We start from the raw sequence: 16,924 nt of genomic DNA on the forward strand, positions 1-16,924 counted from the left end.
CAAAAACAACAATTTCGATGAAGCACTTTGAGGACAACAACGATGATTATTTATGGTGTGGCCTTGTTGGCGATCTGCATGTTGGCGGGTGTGATCCTGGGCGACATGCTCGGCGTGTTGCTGGGCGTCAAATCCAATGTGGGCGGCGTCGGGATCGCCATGATCCTGCTGATCTGCGCGCGTTTGTGGATGCAAAAACGCGGTGGCATGACCAAGGACTGCGAAATGGGCGTGGGCTTCTGGGGCGCCATGTACATCCCGGTGGTGGTCGCGATGGCCGCGCAACAAAACGTAGTGACAGCGCTGCACGGCGGCCCGGTGGCTGTGCTGGCCGCCATCGGTTCAGTGGTGGTTTGTGGCTGCACCATTGCATTGATCAGCCGCACCCACAAGGGCGAACCCTTGCCCGCCGAAGAGCCGTTGATCGCTGCTGCGGGAGGTCGCTGATATGTGGCCTCTGATCGAAAAAGGTTTGGAAAATAACAGCCTGGTCACCGCTTTTGCTTTCGTCGGCGTGGTGATGTGGATTTCCGTGGTGCTGTCCAAGCGCCTGACATTCGGGCGCATTCATGGCTCGGCGATTGCCATAGTGATCGGGCTGGTGTTGGCCTGGGTCGGCGGCACGCTCACCGGCGGGCAAAAGGGCCTGGCAGACATGGCGCTGTTCTCTGGTATCGGCTTGATGGGCGGCGCAATGCTGCGCGACTTCGCCATCGTCGCCACCGCGTTTGAAGTGCAGGCCACCGAGGCGCGCAAAGCCGGGTTGATTGGCGCGATTGCGCTGCTGCTGGGCACGATTTTGCCGTTTATCGTCGGCGCGAGCATGGCGTGGGTGTTCGGCTATCGCGATGCGATCAGCATGACCACCATTGGCGCGGGTGCGGTGACTTACATTGTTGGGCCGGTGACCGGTGCGGCGATTGGCGCGACGTCGGATGTGATGGCGCTGTCGATTGCGACAGGGTTGATCAAGGCGATTCTGGTGATGGTCGGCACGCCGGTGGCAGCGCGTTGGATGGGCCTGGATAACCCGCGTTCGGCGATGGTGTTTGGCGGGTTGGCCGGCACGGTGAGTGGGGTGACGGCGGGGCTGGCGGCGACGGATCGGCGGTTGGTGCCGTATGGCGCGTTGACGGCTACTTTCCATACTGGGCTGGGGTGTTTGCTTGGGCCTTCGTTGCTGTACTTCATTGTGCGTGGTTTAGTCGGCTAACGCCGTAACCCGATCGTTCCCACGCACCGCGTGGGAATGCAGTCCTGGACGCTCCGCGTCCGCTCCCAAAGGCGTGACGCGGAGCGTCACAGTAGGCATTCCCACGCGGAGCGTGGGAACGATCATGGATCAGAGTTAGGCCTGACGGTTGGCATACATTCGACATTCGGCCAACAGCGCCAGCAAATTCGGATCACGCTCCTTGGCCTTCAAAAACACCACGCCAATCTGCTGCTGCAACCGATACCGGGCTTGCAGCGGTATCAGCTTGACGCGGTTCTCATACACCGCCGCAATCCGCCCCGGCAGCAGCGCATAGCCTACGCCTGAGCTGACCATGCTCAACAGCGTGAAGATGTCATTCACCTGCATCGCCACCTTCGGCTCGAACCCCGCCTGCTTGAACACGCGGTTGCCATCCTGGTGCGTGGCGAAGCCTTGGGTGAGGGTAATAAACGTGGCGTCGCGCACATCCGCCAGGTCGATTTCCTGCTCGCGGTCGAAGGGTGAATCGGCTGGGGTGGCGAGGAAGATGTCGTCGGTGAACAGCGCGATCTGCTCGCAATCAGGGTCGTTGGCGCGTTCGTCGAGGGAGATCAGGATCGCGTCGACTTCCATGTTCTTGAGCTTGTAGAGCAGGTCGAAGTTGGAGCCCAGGATCAAGTCGATATTGAGTTCGCTGCGCCTGATTTTCAGGCCCATGATCAGCTGCGGCACAGTTTTGACCGTCAGCGAATACAGCGAGCCGAGTTTGAAGCGCTCGGCGGAGAACCCCGCGGCTTCGCGGGTCAGGCGCACGCTGTCGACCACATCGGCTACCAGCTTTTGCGCGCGCTCTTCCAGCACGTAGGCGCTTTCCAGCGGCGTGAGGTTGCGTCCCTCGTGTTTGAACAGCGGGCAGCGCAGCGCGTTTTCCAGCGAGTGGATGGCGCGGTGCACGCTGACGTTGCTGGTTTGCAGCTCGGCGGCGGCGCGGGCCAGGTTGCCGGTGCGCATAAACGCCAGGAAGATCTCGAGCTTCTTGAGGGTGAATTCTTCGTCGATCAGCATGGCCGTGGCTCTTGTTCGAATACCCTCGATTGTGCCCCTAAAACCAGTTCACTCCCAGCCATGCACTGCCCAGGCCCAGCAACACGCCGACGATGATCAGCCAGATCGCGTTGAGCCGCGTGTAATAGACCACGGCGGCGCTGGCCAGGGTCAGCACCAGGCTGGTCGCGTTGTTTTCCAGGCTGTTCATCAGGATGTAGGTTGAGGCGAGGATCAGGCCGATGGAGATCGGCAGCAGGCTGCGTTTGACCCGCTGCACCCACGGCGTTTGGGTATGCCGCTCCAGCCAGCCGGCGCCGACGTACGCCAGCATCGAGCAGGGCACCAACTTGGCCAGCAGCGCCACCAGCGCGCCGGGCAACCCTGCCGCCTGCTGGCCGATAAACACCAGGAACATGCCGTTGGGCCCCGGCAATGCCTGGGACAGGGCGAAGAACGCGACGAATTGCGCGTCGGTGATCCAATGCATATCGACCACGGTGTAGCGATGGATATCGCCGATGGCCACGGTGTTGCCGCCAATCGCCATCAACGACCACAGCGCGCATTGGATCATCAGGTGCAGCAGGACAGTCTGCATCAGCCGGCCACCTTGTTCGCGCCAATAAAGCTCAAGGCCAGCGAGCTTGGAATGCAGACCAGCAGCACCATCCACAGCGGCAACACGAAGACGGCCATCAACACGAAGGTCAGCACGAAGGCGCTGTAGTTGGCGAGCGTGCGCGGCATGGCCTTGAGCAGGCGCAGGGTGGTGCCGAGCATCAGGCCGGTGGCAATCGGCATCACTGCGCCGAAGACCTGCTGCACCACGTCGTGGCTCCACCACTTGGCATAGGCAAAACCGGCGAGCACGGTGATCAATGAGGGGAACAGGTACAGCCCACAGACGGTCACAACCGCACCCGGCAAGCCATGCAGGCGCCGGCCGTAGATGATGCCGACGTTGGCGATGTTGGGCCCGGGGAAGAACTGGCCGGTGGTCAGCAGCTCATTGAAACTTTGCTCGCTGACCCAACGGCGGCGGTCGACCATCATCTGCCGCGCCCAGGGCATGACGCCGCCAAAGCCGAACAGGCCGACCATGGCAAAGTTGTAAAACAGTTGCCATAGGCTGGGATGAGGACGGGCGGGTTCAAGCTCGGGCATGGCAATTACCGATAGGACGCTTTTATGTGGGAGCTGGCTTGCCTGCGATAGCGGCGTAACAGTCGATGGAAATGTTGAATGTTAGGCCCTTATCGCAGGCAAGCCAGCTCCCACAGGATGAAGCGAATCATCTATGGACGTGTGTATTTGAGCAAATGAAGAAAGGGTGTTACCTGATAGGGGTTGGGTGGCGTCAGAATGCTCAAGGTGATGACGGTTATTCGAGGTGAGTGACACATGTATCACGGGGAACGATTCAACGCCTGGAGCCATTTGGTCGGGGCGGTAGCCGCTTTTGTCGGCGCAGTGTGGATGCTGGTGGTGGCGAGCCTGGACGGCAGCCCCTGGAAGATCGTCAGCGTGGCGATTTACGGTTTTACGCTGCTGGTGCTGTACAGCGCGTCGACCGTGTACCACAGCGTGCGCGGGCGGCGAAAAGCGATCATGCAGAAGGTTGATCACTTTTCGATCTACTTGCTGATCGCCGGCAGTTACACGCCGTTTTGCCTGGTGACACTGCGCGGGCCGTGGGGCTGGACGCTGTTCGGGATTGTGTGGGGGCTGGCGGTGATCGGCATCCTGCAAGAGATCAAGCCGCGTTCCGAGGCACGCATTTTGTCGATTGTGATCTATGCGGTGATGGGCTGGATCGTGCTGGTGGCGGTCAAGCCGCTGCTCGCTGCGCTGGGCACGGCCGGGTTTGTGTGGCTGGCCTCGGGAGGGGTGTTGTACACCGTCGGCATCATCTTTTTTGCCCTGGAAGATCGCCTGCGCCATTCCCATGGGATCTGGCACTTGTTTGTGATCGGCGGCAGTTTGCTGCACTTTGTGGCGATCATGCATTACGTGCTTTAAAGGGCGATGCGGTCAAAAAAATGTGGGAGCGGGCTTGCTCGCGAATGCGGTGTGTCAGTGACAGATTAAGTGGCTGACACTGCGCCTTCGCGAGCAAGCCCGCTCCCACAGTGGTTTTGTGGTGTTCTTACAAGCGATCGAGCAGATCGCGGGCGCGAGCGCCAAAGATCTCCACCAGGTTCGCCAACATATGGGGCGGCGGCTCATCCGCGCGGGTCAGGGCATACAGGGTGATCGGCAGCGGCGGGCTGAGCGTGCGGATGCACGTGGTGGCCGTTGAGGCGCCCAAGGCCGTAAACGGGTCGATCACGGTCAAGCCGGCGCCGGATTCCACCATCGCCCGGGCCAGGGAATAGGTCTGTACGGAAATGCTCACCCGTGGCGGCGGGTCGACGTTTTCCAGGTAGCTGTCGAGCTTGGCCGCCAACGGGTCAGCGCTGGACAAGCCAATCAACGGCGCGCCTGCCAAGTCATCCAACGGCAAGGGTTTGCTCATCTCGGACGCTGGCCAATAACCTGTTGACGCCAACGCCACCAACCCCCCATTGGCCAACACTTGCGTGGTCAAGCCGGGGTGGCCGGAGAAGTTGAGGGTCAGCGCCAGGTCAATCTCGCGCATCAACAGCTTTTGCACCAACTCGCGGCTATGGTCGCTGGACAGCTCGCAGGCGATGTCCGGGTAATCGCGCTTCCACTCCAGGACCGCTGGCGGCAGCAACGACAGGGCCAGCGCCGGAATGGCGCCTATGCGCACACTTTGCCCAGGCTCACGACGCAAGCTCTTGGCCAGGCGCCGCACGCCTTGCAGGCTCTGGGTGACTTTCTCGACTTCGCTTTCCAGCGCCAGGGCTTCCGGGGTGGGCTGCAATTTTCCGCGTACGCGCAGAAACAGCGGGAAACCCAGTTGCAGCTCGGCGTGCTGCAACACCTTGGTCACCGCCGGTTGCGAGACGTGCAGCAGCTGCGCGGCGGCGCTGATTGAGCCGGTTTGGCGGATGGCCTGGAAGATTTCGATATGACGTAAGCGCATGGCTTGCCCATAACCTTTGTTTATAGGTGACCAAGCTTTATTCATTATTCAGCGTTTGTCACTTAACCCTACTCTTGAATTGGTATCAATAAATGTGAGGTTTTCTTGTGACAAAGCAGGTTTGTATCATCGGTGGCGGCGTCATCGGCTTGGCTAGCGCTTATGCGTTGGTGCGCGCAGGCATGGACGTGACTGTGATCGAAGCGCAAAACACTTTGGGCAGTGCGACCAGTTTCGCGAACGGTGGCCAACTGTCCTATCGCTATGTCGCGCCTTTGGCTGACGCCGGCGTTCCATTGAAAGCCCTCGGTTGGTTACTGCGTTCCGAGTCGCCGCTAAGGATCAAACCTCGCCTGGACCCATTGCAATGGCGATGGATGGCAGCCTTTGTGGGCGCTTGCCGCTCCTCGGTTAATCGCATAAACGGCGAACACTTGCTTCGCCTGGCGCTGATGAGCCAGGAGACCTTGAAGTGCTGGCGTCAGGAGGACAGCCTGGGCGGCTTTGACTGGAAACAAAACGGAAAACTGGTGACCTTTCGTTCCGCTGACAGTTTTGAACATGCGCGGCGAAAAGTGATGGACCCCCTGTATAAACAGGTGTTATCGGCCGACGAATGTCGCCAGCTGGAGCCTTCCCTGACCGAGGGCGCCTTTGTCGGGGGCATTTACACCCCGACCGAAGAAGTTGCTGATTGCTACGCCTTCTGCCAACGGCTTGCGGCGCGTCTGGAGGCAACGGGGCGGTGTCGGTTCCTGCTCGGGCGCAAGGTGCTGCGTATCCACGAGGCCTTTGGTCGTGCGGTGGCCGTGGAGTTGCAGGATGAAGTCTTACCGGTAGAGAACGTGGTTCTGGCGGCAGGCCACAGAAGCTTGCGCATGGGTCTGTCAGACTTGCGTCTGCCGCTTTATCCCCTCAAGGGCTACAGCCTGAGTGTGCCCATCAGCGAGCAGCACAACGCCCCGCAAATCAACGTCACCGACTATGACCGCAGAACCGTGTACGCCCGTATCGGCGAGCAGTTGCGCGTTGCTGCAATGGTCGACATCGTGGGTTTCAACAGCGCTGCGGATCCTGGTCGTCTGGCAGTGATAAAACGGATGGCGCGTCAGACTTTCCCGATGGCGGGTAATTACGACGCTGCGGTTGAATGGGCTGGTATGCGTCCGGCGACGCCCACTGGTGTACCCCTGATTGGCCCCAGTGCTTATCGCAATCTTTGGCTCAACCTTGGGCATGGTGCCCTTGGCTTCACGCTTGCCTGCGCCAGCGGGCAGCTATTGGCCGAAATGATTGGAGCGAAGCCGACGTCTATCGACACCCAGGCGTTTCTTCCCAAGGCTGCCTGACCTTAGATATCAGAGCGTAACATCGATGAGCATTGATCGAGTCCAAAGCAGTCAGCAACTTTGTCGGGCCACTACGTTGGCCTCGGCTGAGGTAAATGTGATCAGCGGCCCTCGCGAGCAACCGCTATGACACGGTTCGTATTTAGAACCTGTGCCTTCGTTTCCCTGGTGCTGGGCGGGCATTTGGCGATGGCAGATGAGTCCAGTGGAACACTCAGGAAGATCACGACCAATCAGCAGATTACCCTTGGCTACCGAGATGCTTCAGTACCGTTCTCCTATGTGGGGGACCACAGTGGCAAGCCGATGGGCTATTCAGTGGACCTGGCGAACAAAATCGTCGAGCGCATCCAGACAAAAACCGGCGTTGCAAACCTCAAGGTGAAGTACAACCTGGTGACGTCACAGACGCGTATTCCGCTGGTGCAAAACGGCACAGTGGACCTGGAGTGCGGTTCCACTGCCGTGACTGCCGAGCGGCAGAAACAGGTAGCGTTTTCCTACGGTTTTATTTTCGTGAAGGGGCAGTTGCTGACGGCTAAAGACAGTGGCATCCATGGCTTTGAAGACCTCAAGGGCAAGAAAGTGGTGACCACCGCTGGCACCACTAATGAGCGGTATATCAAGCGCTACAACGCAGAGCACAACAGCGATATATCGGTGATCGTCGCCAAAGACCACGGAGAAGCGTTCAAGATGCTGGAGACTGGCCGGGCGGCGGCGTTTTACATGGATGACGCGCTGCTCTACGGTGAGCGCGCCAAGGCCCGTGACCCGCAACGCTGGGTGGTGGTGGGCGAGCAGCAATCGCGGGAGATCTACAGCTGCATGGTGCGCAAGGACGACCCGCAGTTTCTTGCAGTGGTCAACGAGACACTTGGCGATCTGTACCGCTCAGGAGAAATCAACGGCATTTACCAGCGCTGGTTTGAACAGCCGATTCCGCCCAAAGGTTTGAACCTGGAATTCCCGATGACGGCTGAGTTGAAGGCGATTATTGCCAAGCCTGTCAGCGACCCGGTGGATTGATAGCCCATCCAAAATGTGGGAGCGGGCTTGCTCGCGAAGGCAGTGTGTCAGTTGATAAATAAGCTGACTGATCCACCGCATTCGCGAGCAAGCCCGCTCCCACAGTTTATTGGGTTTGCAAAAAGGGTTAGAAGTCGCCCCAGAGTTGCTGGGCTACTGCCAGCGCCACCACTGGTGCCGTCTCGGTGCGCAACACGCGCGGGCCGAGACGGGCGGCATGGAAGCCGGCGCCTTGGGCGGTGTCGACTTCGTTATCGGTCAAACCACCTTCAGGCCCGATCAGGAACGCCAGGCTGGCAGGCTTGGCATGGCTGATCATCGGCTCGGCCACGGGGTGCAGCACCAGCTTCAAATCTGCCTCGACCTGCTTCAACCAGTCCGCCAGCAGCAGCGGCGGGTGAATCACCGGCACGGTGGAGCGCCCGCATTGCTCGCAGGCGCTGATCGCCACCTGGCGCCAGTGCAGCAGGCGTTTGTCGGCGCGTTCGTCCTTGAGGCGTACTTCGCAGCGGTCGCTGAAAATCGGCGTGATCGCATTCACGCCCAACTCGGTGGCTTTCTGAATCGCCCAGTCCATGCGCTCGCCACGCGACAAGCCCTGGCCGAGGTGAATGTGCAGGGGCGATTCCGTCTGGCCTGCAAAGCGTTCCGTGAGTTGCACGCTGACGCGTTTTTTACCGACTTCCAGCAACGTGCCCAAAAACTCCTGGCCGGAGCCGTCGAACAGTTGCACGGCGTCGCCTTCGCCCATGCGCAAGACGCGGCTGATGTAGTGCGCCTGAGCTTCGGGCAACTCGTGGTCGCCGAGGCTCAGCGGGGTGTCGGTGAAAAAGCGGGACAGTCTCATGTGTGTTCTCTGGAAATAATGTGCAGAGCGGACGCGGAGCGTCCAGGGCTGCATTCCCACGCAGAGCGTGGGAACGATCATTGAGGTAGGTGTTATCAGCCGGGATCGCGGAAGCCTGGGTGAAAGTCCTTCGGCACTGCAACGCTGACTTTATCGTTGGTGGCGATATCGATGCCTTCGCTGGCCACTTCGGCCAGAAAGTCGATCTGCTCCGGCGTAATCACATACGGCGGCAGGAAATACACCACGCTGCCCAACGGCCGCAACAGTGCGCCGCGTTCCAGGGCGTGTTCGAACACCTTCAGGCCACGGCGCTCCTGCCACGGGTAGGCGGTCTTGGTGGCTTTGTCCTGGACCATCTCGATGGCCAGTACCATGCCGGTCTGGCGCACTTCGGACACGTGCGGGTGGTCCACGAGGTGCGCGGTGGCGGTGGCCATGCACTGGGTCAGGGCCTTGTTGTTTTCGATGACGTTGTCTTCTTCGAAAATATCCAGCGTCGCCAGGGCTGCCGCGCACGCCAGCGGGTTACCGGTGTAGCTGTGGGAGTGCAGGAAGGCGCGCAGGGTCGGGTAGTCGTCGTAGAAGGCGTCGTAGACATCGTCGGTGGTGACCACCGCCGCCAACGGCAGGTAGCCGCCGGTGAGGGCCTTGGACAGGCACAGGAAATCCGGGCGGATGCCGGCTTGTTCACAGGCGAACATCGTGCCGGTGCGGCCAAAGCCCACGGCGATTTCGTCGTGGATCAGGTGCACGCCGTATTTGTCGCAGGCTTCGCGCAGCAGCTTGAGGTACACCGGGTGATACATGCGCATGCCACCGGCGCCCTGGATCAACGGTTCGACGATTACGGCGGCGACGCTGTCGTGGTGCTCGGCCAGGGTCTGTTCCATGGCCAGGAACATCGTGCGCGAATGCTCTTCCCAGCTCACGCCCGCAGGGCGCAGGTAGCAATCCGGGCTGGGCACCTTGATGGTGTCGAGCAGCAGCGCCTTGTAGGTCTCGGTAAACAGCGGCACGTCGCCCACCGACATCGCGGCGATGGTTTCGCCGTGGTAGCTGTTGGTCAGGGTGACGAAGCGCTTTTTGTTCGGCATGCCGCGGTTGAGCCAGTAGTGGAAGCTCATTTTCAACGCGACTTCGATGCACGACGAACCGTTGTCGGCGTAGAAGCAGCGCGTCAGGCCTTCCGGGGTCATCTTGACCAGGCGTTCGGACAGCTCGATCACCGGCTGGTGGCTGAAACCGGCGAGGATCACGTGTTCCAGTTGGTCGACCTGGTCCTTGATGCGCTGGTTGATGCGTGGGTTGGCGTGGCCGAACACGTTAACCCACCAGGAGCTGACGGCGTCGAGGTAGCGCTTGCCTTCGAAGTCTTCCAGCCACACGCCTTCACCACGTTTTATCGGGATCAGCGGCAGTTGCTGGTGGTCTTTCATCTGGGTGCAGGGATGCCACAGCACCGCGAGGTCACGTTGCATCCACTGGTTGTTCAAGCCCATCGTTGTATCTCCTCGAAGCGGTCCTGCGGCGGGCGCAGGCGAAACAATCGCGCAAGCCTATGCAAAGCCAGGCGGTGTCACAACCCATTACGGATGAATTGGCAGTAAACGCGGGACGGTCTGTCACGTTTCTCAGGAATAGTCCTTAATCAATTGTTAACGTACTGTGCATAACCTCTTGATCGTATTTCTCGATATTTCAAAGCGAAATTTTCCGCTTTAATTCGATAGGTAAATCGCTAGTCTTGGGCACAGCTCTTACGGGATTTGGGACATGCAGCTACGTAATTCATCGGCCCGCTATGGTTGGGTCAGCATGGTTTTGCACTGGGGTGTGGCCCTGGTGGTGTTCGGTTTGTTCGCTCTGGGCCTGTGGATGGTCGGTCTCGACTACTACAGCACCTGGCGCAAAGACGCGCCTGACCTGCACAAGAGCATTGGCATCACGCTGTTTGCCGTCATGCTGGTGCGCATCGTCTGGCGCTTGGTCAGCCCGCCACCACCACCGCTGGCCAGCTACAGCCGCTTGACCCGTATTGGCGCTGCATTTGGCCACGCGTTCCTTTATCTCGGGCTGTTTGCCGTGATGATTGCCGGTTACCTGATTTCCACCGCAGACGGTGTCGGTATCCCGGTGTTTGGCCTGTTTGAAATTCCTGCCGTGGTTTCCGGGCTACCGGACCAGGCAGACACCGCCGGCGTGGTGCACCTGTACCTCGCCTGGGTGTTGGTGGTCTTCGCCGGCTTGCACGGCGTGGCTGCGTTGAAACACCACTTTATCGATCGTGATGCGACCCTCACGCGAATGCTGGGGCGCAAAGCCTGATGTTCAACCTCGACTCACAAGGAATAGAAAGCATGTTGAAAAAGACTCTCGCCGCTCTGGCAATCGGTTCTGCTCTGCTGTCCGCTGGTTCGGCGATGGCCGCTGATTATGTTGTCGACAAGGAAGGTCAGCACGCCTTCGTTGATTTCAAGATCAGCCACTTGGGCTACAGCTTCATCACCGGTACTTTCAAGGACCTGGACGGCAAGTTCAGCTTTGACGCTGCCAAGCCTGAAGACAGCAAAATCGAGTTCAACGTCCGTACCGCCAGCGTGTTCACCAACCACGCCGAACGTGACAAGCACATCGCCAGCAAAGACTTCCTGGACGTGGGCAAGTTTGCCGATGCCAAGTTCGTTTCCACCAGTGTTAAAACCACCGGTAAAAATGCTGCAGGCCAAGTCACTGCCGACGTAACCGGCGACCTGACCTTTCACGGTGTGACCAAGCCGATCGTGGTCAAGGCTACGTTCCTGGGTGAAGGCAAGGATCCATGGGGCGGCTACCGTGCCGGTTTTGAAGGCACCACCAGCTTCAACCGTCAGGACTTCGGCAAGCAGATGGACCTGGGCCCAGCGTCCAACACTGTTGAGCTGTACGTGACCTTTGAAGGTGTGAAAGCGAAGTAATTTTTCGCGGCTTCACAATCAAAACGCCGACCCTGGGGTCGGCGTTTTGCTGTCTGCCGGTTTATAAGCTGCCCTGATAGATCACAACGTGTTCTTTGAGCCAGGAGTGCAGTGAGGTTAATTGCGCTGAATGTTTGCTGCCGGCCGGCCATACCAGAAAGTAGCGCGAGGTGTGAATCGGCTCAATGTCGGTGAGCCTGACCAGTTCCCCGCGTTGAATCAGCGAATGGGCAATCGAACGACGGGTCAGCGCGACACCGTGCCCCAGCCTGACGGCTTCGAGCATCAATGTAGAGTCGGTGAACTCCAGCGAGGCTTGAGGGCGTTGCTCTTCCACGCCCGCTGCACCCAGCCAGATGGGCCAGCTCTCGCTGGCGTGCAGCAGCGGCTGCTCCAGGATGGCTTGCGCGGTGTCGGGCAGCACGCCGTGGTTGAAGTCGCGCGCCGCGACCACCAGCAGTGAATCACCCATCAGCGGTTCACAGTGCACATCAGGCCATTGCCCATTGCCGAAGCGGATCGCGCAATCGAGCGGACCTTGATCGAAGCTGGCGAATTCCATGCTCGACTCCAACCTCAGGTGCAGCTCCGGGTGGGCATTCCTGAAATCATGCAGGCGCGGCAGTAACCAATGCATGGCATAGGAGGGCAGCACCGACACGGTCAGTTGCGGGTGCTTGGTTTTTGCCATGAGTTTTTCCGTTACCCCCGCGATCTCACCCAGCGCCTGCCTGATTTGATAGGCATACACACGGCCCTCGTCAGTCAGCGCAAGGGCACGTTTGTTGCGCATCACCAGCGCCATGTCCAAGTACTCTTCAAGCGAACGGATCTGATGGCTGACGGCACTGTGGGTAACGTGCAGTTCGGCGGCGGCAAGGTTCACCTTGCCCAGCCGGGCCAATGCTTCGAAGGCTCGTAAGGCCGCGAGGGGAGGGAGTTTCAACGTGTGAATTCCTTTCACGGTAAAGCCTAATAATAGCCGCTATACGTGAAATGTGTGCGCTCCTGATAATGCGCGACCGGTGAGTTACTTAAATAACGTCGTGTTAAACAGTCAGGAGTTGTCAGTTGTGATAGATGAAATTCAAGCGTTTCTGAAAGACTATTTTAGTGTCTTGCAAACTCAGGACCTGAAGGCGTTCGATCAAGTGTTTCATCGGGGGTGCGTGTTATATAGCGCGCAAAACGCGGATGTGGTCGTGCGGCCATTTGCCGAGTACCGGACCATGGTTCAAGGCCGTCAGTCGCCGCAGGCAGGCGGTTTCCCGCAACTTGATGAAGTGCTGATGATTGATGTGATGTCCTCGGAAATGGCCATCGTGAAAGTGCGTTTGCGCTTGTTCAACAATGTAATGGTCGACTATTTGAACCTGATGAAAGTTGACGGTCGCTGGATGATCTTCGCAAAACTTTTTCATAAGGCGGGTGAAGCATCCGATCAATGAAAAAAAGCGCCAGATGCAAAAACGCCCCGAACAGTCGGGGCGTTTTTTTTGCCGTCTGAAACTCAGCGGTTGCGGGTCAGCAACGCTGGTTTCTCACCACGAGGGCGGCCTGGCAACTGATCCAGCTGCTCAGGTGTCGGGAAGCGGTCTGCTTTCGACTCCTTGTGGATGATCTTCGGCGCCGGGCCACCGCGCGGGTTCTGCACGGCCGGCTCGGACAAGCGTGGCTGGTCATCACGGGCGGGACGACGGTTGTTGCTGCGCGAATCTTCACGACGCGCCTGGCCGTCACGCGGTGCGCCATTACGCGGGCCGCTGCGTTTGGCAGGCGGAGTACCGGTGGTGCCGCCGCTGCTGTTGCGCGGGCCATTTTGACGGCCGCCTTGTGGCTGGCCGCCACGTGGGGCGCCAGTGCCAGCGCCCTGTGCCGGAGCACCAGGACGACGGCCACGGCCCTGGGCCGGTTTGGCCTGGGGCACGTAGTCAACGCGGTTACCGAAGTTATCCACGTCGTCGTCGAGGAACTCGTCCGGGGCGCGGTCGGCTGCCGCGCGTGGCGGCTGGCTTGGCTGGCGCTGTTCGCGGGCCGGGGTGCCTTCACGGGGTTTCTGCTCGCGGGCTGGGCGTTCGCCACGGCCGTTGGTGGGCGCTTTTTCCTTGCCGCCCTTGTCTTTGCCCTTGTCGCGACGGCCACCGCCACCACCGCCGCCGTTCGGGCCATCGCCCTTCGGACCGCGGGGGTTGCGTGGGTTACGCACGTCCGGACGCTCGCGCGCTTCAGGCTTCTCGGCCTCAACGGCGCTGGCATCGAAGCCCATCAGGTCGCCGTCGGCGATTTTCTGCTTGGTCATGCGTTCGATGCTTTTCAGCAGTTTTTCTTCGTCAGGTGCGACCAGGGAAATGGCCTCACCCGAACGCCCGGCACGGCCGGTACGGCCGATACGGTGCACATAATCTTCGTCGACGTTTGGCAGCTCGAAGTTGACCACGTGTGGCAACTGGTCGATATCCAGGCCGCGGGCGGCGATATCGGTGGCGACCAGGATGCGCACGGAACCGGCCTTGAAGTCGGCCAGTGCTTTGGTGCGCGCGTTCTGGCTCTTGTTGCCGTGGATGGCGACGGCGGTCAGGCCGTGCTTGTCCAGGTACTCGGCCAGACGGTTGGCGCCGTGCTTGGTGCGGGTGAACACCAGCACTTGTTCCCAGGCGCCGGCGGTGATCAGGTGTGCCAGCAGCGCACGCTTGTGGCTGGCGGCTAGGCGGAAGACGCGTTGCTCGATACGCTCGACCGTGGTGTTCGGCGGCGTGACTTCGATGCGTTCCGGGTTATGCAGCAGCTTGCCGGCCAGGGCAGTGATGTCCTGGGAGAACGTTGCCGAGAACAGCAGGTTCTGACGTTTGGCCGGCAGGCGGGCGAGGACCTTTTTCACGTCATGGACAAAGCCCATGTCGAGCATGCGGTCGGCTTCGTCCAGCACGAGGATTTCCACGTGGGACAAGTCGACGCTGCCTTGGCCGCACAGGTCGAGCAAACGACCCGGGCAGGCGACGAGCACGTCAACACCGCGGGACATGGCCTGAACCTGTGGGTTCATGCCGACGCCGCCGAAGATGCAGGCGCTGACGAACTTCAAGTCGCGGGCATACAGCTTGAAGCTGTCGTGCACCTGGGCGGCGAGTTCGCGGGTGGGGGTCAGGACCAGCACGCGCGGTTGGCGCGGGCCATGACGCTGGGATTTGTCTGGGTGACCATTGGGGAACAACCGCTCCAGAATCGGGAGGGCGAAACCACCGGTTTTACCAGTACCTGTCTGAGCCGCAACCATCAGGTCGCGACCTTGCAACACGGCGGGAATGGCCCGCTGTTGCACCGGAGTAGGCTCGGTATAGCCCGCTGCCTCGATGGCGCGGACTAAAGCCTCGGAGAGACCGAGGGAAGCAAAGGACATGAGTAATCCTGTTTTAGTTAGGGCTTGGCCCAAAGGGATAATCTTGCCGGGCGTGAATGGCGCTTAGGGGAGCGCAACCCCGTCCGGTCCTGCTGCGTCTGGCGGGCACTCCACCGGCTCGCGCGGGCTGAAAGCTGCGCAGTAGCTGGGTTAGGTGCCTTTTTCAAGACCTCAGCGGCCGGGCGTGAGCCTGGCGGAAAGGCCGGAGTATAACAGAGCAATCACGGCGCGCCGCTTTCCTGCTGCTCAACGGTGTGTTCTGAGGCAGTAATGGCTTGGACTCCGCCATATTTGGCACTCAAGATGGCGTACGCCGGCTCCTGTTTGAAGCGCTTGAGTTCGGCGGCGAAGCGCTGCACCAGCAGGTCCATGCCTGCGCCACGGCGTACGGCGAGAAACTGCGCCTGGCGGCTGACCACTAAAGGGGCCTGGCTGACCTTGTCTTCCAGGCCCATGGCCCTGATCACATGCTGGCCCACCCGGCGATCCGTAATTACCAGGTCAATGCGCCCCAGCGACAGCTTGCCGAAGTTGGCCTCGTGGCTGGGCGCCGGCTCGCGGTTGAACAACGTAGAGTCGCTGAAGGCGTCGCCATACAGGTAACCCGGCGAAGTACCCACGGTCAGCCCGCGCAAATCATCCAGGGTTTCGGCTGGGTGAGGGCGGTCGTTGGCGTAGAACAGCACAAACTCCACATCCGACAGCGGCTCACTGGGGTAGAGCAGCAACGCGTCGCGTTCATGGCTGTGGAAAATATCCAGCGCGCCGTCGGCGTGGCCTTGGTCGAGCATGGCCAGGCAGCGTTTCCAGGGCAGGAACTGCCACTCCACGTCCACGCCCAGACGTTGAAACACGATCACCGTGGTTTCGTAATCCAGGCCGCGCATGCTGCCGTTTTCGTCGTATACGTAAGGCGCCCAGGGCTCGGTGACAATGCGCAGTTTCTCGCCGTAAGCGGTGAGGCTCAGGCAAGTGAAAAGCACAGCGGTCAACAGCTTGAGAATGACGGGCATGCCCTGAGGTTACGACGCTCCAGCCCTAAAGAGAAGCTCTGGCACACGCATTCGCGGGCAAGTTGATGTGGCGCATTTAAAACAAAAAGGCCCTCGTATTGACGAGGGCCTTGGCGTATCGGAGCGAGCCTCAGCGTGGCAGCTTGAGGTTGTTCCAGATGGCCAGGCTCGGTTCAGCCTGGTTCAGGGTGTAGAAGTGCAACCCTGGTGCGCCACCTTGCAACAAACGCTCACACATCTCGCTGATAACCTGTTCACCGAAGGCCTGGATGCTCTTGACGTCGTCGCCATAGGCTTCCAGTTGCTTGCGCACCCAGCGTGGGATCTCGGCACCGCAAGCGTCGGAGAAACGCGCCAGCTTGCTGTAGTTGGTGATCGGCATGATGCCCGGCACGATTGGGATATTTACACCCATCGCGCGTACACGCTCGACGAAGTAGAAATAGCTGTCGGCGTTGAAGAAGTACTGGGTGATCGCGCTGTTGGCGCCGGCATTGGCCTTGCGCACGAAATTGTGCAGATCGTCTTCGAAATTACGTGCCTGGGGGTGCATCTCCGGGTACGCCGCCACTTCGATATGGAAGTGATCGCCGCTTTCTTCGCGGATGAAGCTCACCAGGTCATTGGCGTAGCGCAGCTCACCGCTGGCCATGCCCATGCCGGACGGCAGGTCGCCACGCAGGGCGACGATGCGCTTGATGCCGGCTTGTTTGTACTGGGTCAGCAGGCCGCGCAGGTCGGCCTTGCTGTCGCCCACGCACGACAAGTGCGGCGCGGCGGCAACTTTGGCTTCGCTTTCCAGCTGCAGCACGGTGTTGATCGTACGATCACGGGTCGAGCCGCCGGCGCCGTAGGTGCAGGAAAAGAAGTCGGGGTTGTAGCTGGCCAACTGCTTGGCAGTCGCCATCAGTTTTTCATGCCCAGCATCGGTCTTGGTCGGGAAAAACTCGAAGCTGTAGCGACGGTCTTGGGACATGGTAATAACCCTATGAAACTCAGATACCGGAAGTCATGCACCGATTTAATGTGGGAGCGGGC

General features: G+C 60.0%; 18 protein-coding genes. 8 read left to right on the forward strand and 10 right to left on the reverse strand.

The features are described 5' to 3' along the window. Positions 1 to 42 precede the first annotated feature (42 nt). Both madL and madM read left to right on the forward strand, forming a co-directional pair. Entirely contained in the window at positions 43 to 447 is a 405-nt protein-coding gene (gene madL / locus HX783_RS18675; RefSeq protein ID WP_159960602.1) for a malonate transporter subunit MadL, read from the forward strand. A 1-nt stretch (position 448) separates the two neighbouring features. Continuing rightward, the gene (gene madM, locus HX783_RS18680) at positions 449 to 1,213 is read left to right on the forward strand and encodes a malonate transporter subunit MadM (protein WP_159960600.1); all 765 of its coding nucleotides are present in this window, start codon (positions 449 to 451) and stop codon (positions 1,211 to 1,213) included. 135 nt (positions 1,214 to 1,348) lie between these two features. Here madM and HX783_RS18685 read toward each other — a convergent pair whose 3' ends face one another. The 3 genes from HX783_RS18685 to HX783_RS18695 are packed head-to-tail and all read right to left on the reverse strand — an operon-like array spanning position 1,349 to position 3,409. Beyond that, the gene (locus tag HX783_RS18685) at positions 1,349 to 2,263 is read right to left on the reverse strand and encodes a LysR substrate-binding domain-containing protein (protein WP_177017859.1); all 915 of its coding nucleotides are present in this window, start codon (positions 2,261 to 2,263) and stop codon (positions 1,349 to 1,351) included. A 37-nt stretch (positions 2,264 to 2,300) separates the two neighbouring features. Continuing rightward, entirely contained in the window at positions 2,301 to 2,843 is a 543-nt protein-coding gene (locus tag HX783_RS18690) for a chromate transporter (RefSeq protein ID WP_159960596.1), read from the reverse strand. Next, complete coding sequence (locus HX783_RS18695; protein WP_177017860.1) at positions 2,843 to 3,409, reverse strand: chromate transporter; 567 nt, start codon at positions 3,407 to 3,409, stop codon at positions 2,843 to 2,845. Before HX783_RS18695 ends, HX783_RS18690 begins: the two co-directional genes overlap by 1 nt. Positions 3,410 to 3,646: 237 nt before the next feature. Here HX783_RS18695 and HX783_RS18700 point away from each other — a divergent pair, with 237 nt between their 5' ends. Continuing rightward, positions 3,647 to 4,264, forward strand: a complete 618-nt coding sequence (locus tag HX783_RS18700; RefSeq protein WP_159960592.1) for a hemolysin III family protein — start codon at positions 3,647 to 3,649, stop codon at positions 4,262 to 4,264. Positions 4,265 to 4,391: 127 nt separating this feature from the next. On the opposite strand, the gene HX783_RS18705 is transcribed toward HX783_RS18700, so the two are convergent. Beyond that, positions 4,392 to 5,294, reverse strand: coding sequence for a LysR family transcriptional regulator (locus HX783_RS18705; protein ID WP_177017861.1), 903 nt, complete (start codon positions 5,292 to 5,294; stop codon positions 4,392 to 4,394). 107 nt (positions 5,295 to 5,401) lie between these two features. Between HX783_RS18705 and HX783_RS18710 the strand changes: the two genes are divergently transcribed. Both HX783_RS18710 and HX783_RS18715 read left to right on the forward strand, forming a co-directional pair. Next, the gene (locus HX783_RS18710) at positions 5,402 to 6,643 is read left to right on the forward strand and encodes a D-amino acid dehydrogenase (RefSeq protein ID WP_177017862.1); all 1,242 of its coding nucleotides are present in this window, start codon (positions 5,402 to 5,404) and stop codon (positions 6,641 to 6,643) included. A 126-nt stretch (positions 6,644 to 6,769) separates the two neighbouring features. Then, positions 6,770 to 7,672 (forward strand): transporter substrate-binding domain-containing protein, encoded by a 903-nt coding sequence (locus HX783_RS18715; protein ID WP_177017863.1) that lies wholly within the window; start codon positions 6,770 to 6,772, stop codon positions 7,670 to 7,672. A gap of 127 nt (positions 7,673 to 7,799) precedes the next feature. On the opposite strand, the gene HX783_RS18720 is transcribed toward HX783_RS18715, so the two are convergent. Then, entirely contained in the window at positions 7,800 to 8,519 is a 720-nt protein-coding gene (locus HX783_RS18720; protein ID WP_159960584.1) for a 16S rRNA (uracil(1498)-N(3))-methyltransferase, read from the reverse strand. Between the two features lie 95 nt (positions 8,520 to 8,614). Then, positions 8,615 to 10,021, reverse strand: coding sequence for an adenosylmethionine--8-amino-7-oxononanoate transaminase (locus HX783_RS18725; RefSeq protein ID WP_177017864.1), 1,407 nt, complete (start codon positions 10,019 to 10,021; stop codon positions 8,615 to 8,617). Between the two features lie 274 nt (positions 10,022 to 10,295). Between HX783_RS18725 and HX783_RS18730 the strand changes: the two genes are divergently transcribed. Next, complete coding sequence (locus HX783_RS18730) at positions 10,296 to 10,847, forward strand: cytochrome b (protein WP_177017865.1); 552 nt, start codon at positions 10,296 to 10,298, stop codon at positions 10,845 to 10,847. A 32-nt stretch (positions 10,848 to 10,879) separates the two neighbouring features. Next, positions 10,880 to 11,476, forward strand: coding sequence for a YceI family protein (locus tag HX783_RS18735; protein WP_026013867.1), 597 nt, complete (start codon positions 10,880 to 10,882; stop codon positions 11,474 to 11,476). 61 nt (positions 11,477 to 11,537) lie between these two features. On the opposite strand, the gene HX783_RS18740 is transcribed toward HX783_RS18735, so the two are convergent. Continuing rightward, a complete protein-coding gene (locus tag HX783_RS18740) occupies positions 11,538 to 12,440 on the reverse strand; it encodes a LysR substrate-binding domain-containing protein (RefSeq protein ID WP_371317697.1) in 903 nt (300 codons plus the stop codon). A gap of 109 nt (positions 12,441 to 12,549) precedes the next feature. Here HX783_RS18740 and HX783_RS18745 point away from each other — a divergent pair, with 109 nt between their 5' ends. After that, positions 12,550 to 12,924 (forward strand): nuclear transport factor 2 family protein, encoded by a 375-nt coding sequence (locus HX783_RS18745; RefSeq protein ID WP_159960576.1) that lies wholly within the window; start codon positions 12,550 to 12,552, stop codon positions 12,922 to 12,924. A gap of 62 nt (positions 12,925 to 12,986) precedes the next feature. On the opposite strand, the gene HX783_RS18750 is transcribed toward HX783_RS18745, so the two are convergent. From HX783_RS18750 to metF, 3 genes are all read right to left on the reverse strand, one after another. Further along, positions 12,987 to 14,873: a DEAD/DEAH box helicase gene (locus tag HX783_RS18750; RefSeq protein WP_177017867.1), complete on the reverse strand. Its 1,887-nt coding sequence runs from the start codon at positions 14,871 to 14,873 to the stop codon at positions 12,987 to 12,989. A gap of 221 nt (positions 14,874 to 15,094) precedes the next feature. Continuing rightward, positions 15,095 to 15,886, reverse strand: coding sequence for an ABC transporter substrate-binding protein (locus tag HX783_RS18755; RefSeq protein ID WP_177017868.1), 792 nt, complete (start codon positions 15,884 to 15,886; stop codon positions 15,095 to 15,097). Between the two features lie 130 nt (positions 15,887 to 16,016). After that, positions 16,017 to 16,862, reverse strand: a complete 846-nt coding sequence (gene metF / locus HX783_RS18760; protein WP_177017869.1) for a methylenetetrahydrofolate reductase [NAD(P)H] — start codon at positions 16,860 to 16,862, stop codon at positions 16,017 to 16,019. Positions 16,863 to 16,924: the final 62 nt, after the last annotated feature.

The organism is Pseudomonas sp. D2002 (assembly GCF_013385735.1).
In the GTDB taxonomy this organism is placed as follows: Bacteria; Pseudomonadota; Gammaproteobacteria; order Pseudomonadales; family Pseudomonadaceae; genus Aquipseudomonas.

What these genes read in the sequence shown, in the direction of transcription:
- madL (WP_159960602.1), top strand. Translation starts at nt 43, where the DNA reads ATGATTATTTATGGTGTGGCCTTGTTGGCGATCTGCATGTTGGCGGGT.
- madM (WP_159960600.1), top strand. Translation starts at nt 449, where the DNA reads ATGTGGCCTCTGATCGAAAAAGGTTTGGAAAATAACAGCCTGGTCACC.
- HX783_RS18685 (WP_177017859.1), bottom strand. Translation starts at nt 2,263, where the DNA reads ATGCTGATCGACGAAGAATTCACCCTCAAGAAGCTCGAGATCTTCCTG.
- HX783_RS18690 (WP_159960596.1), bottom strand. Translation starts at nt 2,843, where the DNA reads ATGCAGACTGTCCTGCTGCACCTGATGATCCAATGCGCGCTGTGGTCG.
- HX783_RS18695 (WP_177017860.1), bottom strand. Translation starts at nt 3,409, where the DNA reads ATGCCCGAGCTTGAACCCGCCCGTCCTCATCCCAGCCTATGGCAACTG.
- HX783_RS18700 (WP_159960592.1), top strand. Translation starts at nt 3,647, where the DNA reads ATGTATCACGGGGAACGATTCAACGCCTGGAGCCATTTGGTCGGGGCG.
- HX783_RS18705 (WP_177017861.1), bottom strand. Translation starts at nt 5,294, where the DNA reads ATGCGCTTACGTCATATCGAAATCTTCCAGGCCATCCGCCAAACCGGC.
- HX783_RS18715 (WP_177017863.1), top strand. Translation starts at nt 6,770, where the DNA reads ATGACACGGTTCGTATTTAGAACCTGTGCCTTCGTTTCCCTGGTGCTG.
- HX783_RS18720 (WP_159960584.1), bottom strand. Translation starts at nt 8,519, where the DNA reads ATGAGACTGTCCCGCTTTTTCACCGACACCCCGCTGAGCCTCGGCGAC.
- HX783_RS18725 (WP_177017864.1), bottom strand. Translation starts at nt 10,021, where the DNA reads ATGGGCTTGAACAACCAGTGGATGCAACGTGACCTCGCGGTGCTGTGG.
- HX783_RS18730 (WP_177017865.1), top strand. Translation starts at nt 10,296, where the DNA reads ATGCAGCTACGTAATTCATCGGCCCGCTATGGTTGGGTCAGCATGGTT.
- HX783_RS18735 (WP_026013867.1), top strand. Translation starts at nt 10,880, where the DNA reads ATGTTGAAAAAGACTCTCGCCGCTCTGGCAATCGGTTCTGCTCTGCTG.
- HX783_RS18750 (WP_177017867.1), bottom strand. Translation starts at nt 14,873, where the DNA reads ATGTCCTTTGCTTCCCTCGGTCTCTCCGAGGCTTTAGTCCGCGCCATC.
- HX783_RS18755 (WP_177017868.1), bottom strand. Translation starts at nt 15,886, where the DNA reads ATGCCCGTCATTCTCAAGCTGTTGACCGCTGTGCTTTTCACTTGCCTG.
- metF (WP_177017869.1), bottom strand. Translation starts at nt 16,862, where the DNA reads ATGTCCCAAGACCGTCGCTACAGCTTCGAGTTTTTCCCGACCAAGACC.